Origin of the sequence: Eudoraea sp. (assembly GCF_049665975.1) — a bacterium.
Classification (GTDB): domain Bacteria; phylum Bacteroidota; class Bacteroidia; order Flavobacteriales; family Flavobacteriaceae; genus Eudoraea.
Map to the genome: position 1 here is coordinate 1 of NZ_JBATGR010000393.1, position 4711 is coordinate 4711.

At 36.2% G+C, this 4711-nt stretch carries 1 protein-coding gene; it reads left to right on the forward strand.

Annotation, left to right across the window (positions count from 1 at the left end):
• Positions 1-1170: 1170 nt before the first annotated feature.
• Positions 1171-4711 (forward strand): two-component regulator propeller domain-containing protein (locus tag WBN20_RS13215; protein ID WP_424282037.1); only part of this gene is annotated, 3541 nt, incomplete at its 3' end.

Here is a 4711-nt window from a genome sequence, read left to right on the forward strand (position 1 = left end):
AAGCAAGAGGATAACACGCTAAAGCGATGTTATTATTTATAATCAATTGAAAATCAATTGACTATGTTTTTCAAGATTAAATTTCTTATCCATTTTTCAAGTAAAAACCTTTGCAGGCCTCATTTTATGGCACATTTTTAGAGTAAAAAGAGAGTTCAAGATGTGTCTTTGTTGCCACATAGACAATCTTGCTTTGCTCCCGGAGGTCGCCAAGAAAAAATAACTTGTGGAATGAATCGCCTCATTGCAATGATTAAAAAAGCGAGCGAAACGAAGTTTCGTGCTGCAAGCCCAAATCTCACCGAATAGAATGAGGTAATCCATCATTCGGAATGAAAATAAAAAATATCCGGCGCTGTAAGTCGCCGGGCGTTTTCTACCCGCCTGCGGCCTTCGTCCGCCAAAATGGCTACATGAAGGCGAGGCAGGCAGGACTGCAGGAGTGGTAATGATCTGGATCACAGTGTAGCTCTAATCCATCAAAATCCAAAAGACAAACTCCAAATGACAAGTTTAGCAGGATAAAAGAATAAATATGGCGCCTGTGCGCATTATGACTTTCTAACTGCAGGAGCGGTTTCCAATGGATATGCAATCCAGTAGGGCCCACTTGATTATCAAAAGAGTTACATTAAAATAACATGTAACTCTTTTTTTATTTACACAAAATTTGCACAAAATATTAGAATTACTGGCGTTTCATATTCTAATTATAACTAAAAGATAGAATGTTAGAATCAGGGTGACTTCATGTTCAATATATAGGGTTTTGTTATAAGGGTTTATGTAATACCAATATTGATATAGTATGATAGCTTTTTTAAGGTTTCAACAAAATTTGATTATGACGCTCGTATTAAGAATCGAAAAAGGCTCGTTTTAAGGGACTTTTTTAAAACGATGAAATGATAGTGATTTTTTCTCTAAGCGTTTTCCCGGTGCTATTGTCCAACCCCTATGATGATGGATGTCTCTCAGGTCGGGGTAAAGGCTTACCCACAACCTTGAGAAATATCACTATCTCAAAATGGCATTTTTTCTTTCGATGAACATGCTTTTATTGTAGATAGTTTTTCGGTACCAAATTTGTTGTATATTAATATGGCATCCGTAACTATAGATGGGTTTACACCCATTTATTGAATTGGATGTCATGGCACATATCAACTCATGAAACCATTGCGAACAACGTATAGGCCACTTAAAGTATTAGGATTACTCCTAATATATCTTATTGCCGTTGAGGCATATCCACAAGAATATGGTTTTAACATAGAAAAAATAGATGGCAGTTCTGGATTTAGTGGTAATGGGGTATTAAGTATGGCACAAGATGAAAGAGGAATCATGTGGTTTGGTACAATAAATGCTCTTTTTGAATATGATGGATTTCAGTTTAAGCGTCATCAACAATTAAAAAATAAGAATTCTTTAATCGGCAGATTTGTAAAAGGTCTAGCTGCCGATCAGGCAGGTAATTTGTGGATAACCATTTTTTCAGATTATGGTTTACAACGATTAGATTTAGCCTCCGGAAAGTTTTATCAATATTCTCACGAGAAAACAAATCCCAATTCCATTAGTAGTGATAATGTCACTGATGTCTTTATAGATGGTGATAAAAATCTTTGGGTTTTTGGTCTCGAAAGTCTTGGTTTAAACCGTGTAATTCTATCAAAAAGTCCTGAGGAAAAAGACTTTGTCTCTTTTTGTAGGTATCCAATTGATAAAGATTTAGCGAATGGCCTGAGTGGGGGTAAAATTTGGTCTGTTGCAGATGACAGAAAAGGACATCTGTGGATAGCCACCACAGACGGACTTAACAAACTAAATATAGCTAGCGGAAAGATTACAAAGTATTATCATGATGATAAGAACACAAATTCTCTTATGTCTAATGTTGTTAATACAATATATATTGATAGCGAAGGCTGGCTTTGGATTGGATCGGATAAGGGACTTTCTTATGTAAAAAATCCACAAGCTGAAAGATTGACTTTTGTTCACTTTAAATCGGATTCCAACAACCCAAATCCTCTTTTTGAAGACAATGATAACATTCCGATATCCCAGGCGTTACCTTCAGGTAAAAGTCGGAACAATAGTGTATTACCAGGACCATCCGTATTAGACATAATTGAACTAGAACCAAGTAAAATAATGATCGGAACTATTGCAACTGGAGTAACTCTTTTTGACAAAAGAACCCATCTTTTTTCAAACGAAATTAACAATCTTGTTGCTGAAAAATTTAATATCAGTGAGTGGACACCGGAGAGGATCTTCATGGATCGCGAAGGGGTGGTGTGGATTGCAAGTGGATTAAGTCATGGAATTATTAAGCTTACCAGAAATCGCTTTAAGCTATTGAGAAAATCATTTCCTACCTCTGATCCTATTGGGAAAAGCCATATTCTGGGAATGACGGCATGGCAAGAGGTTATTTGGGTAGCAGATGAGGAAGGCCTACAACGTTTTGACCTGAAAAATCAAAGTTTCAAAACCTATGACTTTAAGGATAAGGGTAACTTGGTGCTCAATACCGATAGGAATGGAACTTTATGGATTGGTTCTGACGAAGGTGTTTACTATTTTGACGAGACCAAAGATCAAATAATTCCTTACGAATTACCCATCTATAAACTCCACGAAGAAGCGAGATCTACCTCCAATGTTCTTCATGACTCACAGGGCAATTATTGGGTGAGTACCTGGCGCTGTGGCATCTCAAAAGTATCAAGCACTTCGGGACGGACGGAGCACTATTATTTAGAAGGTGAGGGCTGTGCATTTGATGAGAATAGAATTAATGTAACTATTTCTATGCATGAAAGTAAAGACGGGAAGATATGGGCCGGAACTTTTAAGGGAATCTATGTATTTAATCCAAAGAATGATGGTTTTGAAAAGGTAGCAACCTATCGAGATTGTGGCGCCATCATTGACGGTCCCGGGAACTCCATACTCTTTGCTTCTGAAGACAATATTCAAAAGTTAGATCTTAATGATTACAGTAATATAGAGGATTTTGTAGAAAATAAGGAGCTTACGGATCAATTTCATGTGAACAATTTTGTGCTTGACGACAAGGGACATTTATGGGTAAATACTCCTCAGGCCGGACTTTGGGTTTATGAGCCGGAAACCAATCGGGTTCAAAATTTCAGTGTTAAACAAGGTGTCCAAGGCAATGATTCGGGATTTCACTGTATGGTTAAAAACAGTAATGGTGAAATAATTACAAGTGGCATTTCAGACGTCAATATTTTTAATCCAGAGCTGGTTAGAGGTGGTGAAACCAGGCCACAAGTAAGTATCTTAAACATCAGAACATCCTCTAATGATAGGAATTGGGATGATATAAATTTAAATGCTTACTTCTCTAAAGATGAGTCTATTATCTTGCCTTATCAGGTGCATACCATTACAATTTCCTACAGAATAATGGATTTTCATGATTCAGCATTAAACCGATACGAATACAAGTTGGATAATTTTCAAGAAACATGGTCCAAATCTAAAGGAAACCAGAACTATGCCACCTTTACTAATCTCGATAAAGGTAATTATACTTTTAAAGTTAGAGGGGCAAACTCCTATGGTGTTTGGAATGAAGAGGGAGCTGAAATAGAAATTATTATTTTACCTGCCCTGTGGGAAACCTGGTGGGCTTATAGTCTATACTTTCTACTCGGCCTAATATTTATTTACTTGATATTTAAATATCGCCTTAAACGGGTTCAACTTAAAAGCAAACTAAAGTCTGAACAGTTAGAAGCGAAAAGACTTTCTGAATTAGATGAGTTAAAATCTAATTTTTTCGCTAATATTTCGCATGAATTTAGAACTCCACTTACACTAATATTGGCCTATTGTCAAAAAATAGCTGAAGATAAGACAAAGGTTGACATCCATAGTGATTTAGAAGTAATTAGAAGGAACTCGAACAGGGTATTACATTTAGTGAACCAATTATTGGATTTATCTAAAATAGAATCAGGGAATTTTGAGCTGGAGTTTCGGCCGTATTTATTAAATGAAATTGTACAAGATATTAGCTCTCAGTTTGTCACTCTTGCTGAAATGAAGACGATAAGTTTTCAAATCAATACTGAACATGTAATTCAAGGACGTGTTGATTTAGATAAGATTGAATTGGTGTTAAATAATATTATTTCCAACGCCATTAAATTCACCCCGCCAGGTGGTAAGGTGTGGATAGAACTTAAACCTGCAGAGGGCAGTATGTCTCCAAGTAAAAGTATGGTTGAGATAATTGTTGGAGATACAGGTCCCGGGATTTCTTTGGATGAGCAGGAGAAAATTTTTGATAGGTTTTATCAAGTTAACGCTTCTTTTACCCGTATTTATGGAGGTACCGGGATTGGCCTGGCTATTTCAAAGGAAATTGTAAAACTCCATGGGGGTGAGATTAAAATAATAAGTCGTTTGGGTGAAGGGAGTATTTTTAAAATTCGTCTTCCAATACCAACAGATAATCTAGCCATTTCAAACTCAGTACTAAGATATCAGGGCAAAGAAAAATTCTATCCTATGATAGATTTGGATATTAACAAGAAAATAAATGGTGATTCAGTTTTAAACGTGAGAGAGAAACCTCAAGTTTTGATAATAGAAGACAATACCGATTTACAAAGATTTCTATCTACGAGTCTTTCAGAGAATTACAATATAGAAATAGCATCGAACG